Origin of the sequence: Streptomyces cupreus (genome assembly GCF_014257025.1) — a bacterium.
Lineage (GTDB): Bacteria > Actinomycetota > Actinomycetes > Streptomycetales > Streptomycetaceae > Streptomyces > Streptomyces cupreus.
In genome coordinates this window covers 1-930 of sequence record NZ_JACMSF010000174.1, presented here as the reverse complement: position 1 = coordinate 930, position 930 = coordinate 1, and the positions used below count along the sequence as shown (strand labels likewise).

Sequence of the window (930 nt, the reverse complement as noted above, 5' to 3'; positions counted from 1 at the left end):
CAGGTAGTGGTTGGCTTCGTATTCGGCGGGCGGGATGTGCCCTATCTCATCGTGGAGCCGGGTGTGGTTGTACCAGTCGGTCCATTCGGCAGTGGCCAGCTCGACCTGGGCGAGGGATCGCCAGGGCCTCTGCGGCTTGATCACCTCGGTTTTGAAGAGGCCGATCGTGGACTCCATCAGCGCGTTGTCGTACGCGTCGCCGACCGATCCGATCGAGGCGGCGATGCCGGCCTTCTCCAAGTGCTCGGCCAGCGCAAAGGACGTATATTGCGAACCCGCGTCCGAGTGGTGGACCAACTCCCCAGGCAGGGGCGGGCGTTGGTCGCGGTCGCGTTGCCACAGTCCCATGTCCAGGGCGTCCAGGACGAGCCGGGTCTGCTTCGTGGTCGAGGCGGACCAGCCAACGATCCGGCGGGAGAAGGTGTCTACGACGAAGGCGACGTAGACGACGCCCGAGAACGTGGCGACGTGGGTGAAGTCGGCGACCCAGCACCGATTGGGGGCCGCGGCGACGAAGTCGCGGTCAACCAGGTCCGCTGCCCGTGGCGCGGTGGGGTCAGGGATCGTGGTGATCACCTTCCTGCCGCGGACGGCGCCGGTGATCCCCAGCTCGCGCATGAGACGTTCGACGGTGCAGCGGGCCACGGTCTGGCCCTGGCGGTTCAGGTGCCGCCAGATCTTCCTCGCGCCGTAGACACGGTAGTTGGCGTCGTATGCCTCCTGAATCAGGATCTTCAGCTCGGTGTCGCGGACGGTGCGGGCCGAGGGTGCCTGCCGGCGTTTGTGGTGGGCGTAGTAGGTGGACGGGGCGATCTTGCAGGAGTGCTCGGTCAGAACACGGCAGATCGGCTCGACTCCGCCGAAGCGGTCCCGATGCTCGTCGATGAACGCTACGAGCGTGTGTGTGGCCGGTCGAGCTCGGCCGCGAAA

General features: G+C 66.6%; 1 protein-coding gene. It reads right to left on the bottom strand.

The window, feature by feature from the left end:
- Positions 1-930, bottom strand: a 930-nt coding sequence (locus H4N64_RS44155) for an IS3 family transposase (RefSeq protein ID WP_186288259.1), incomplete at both ends; no start/stop codon positions are given.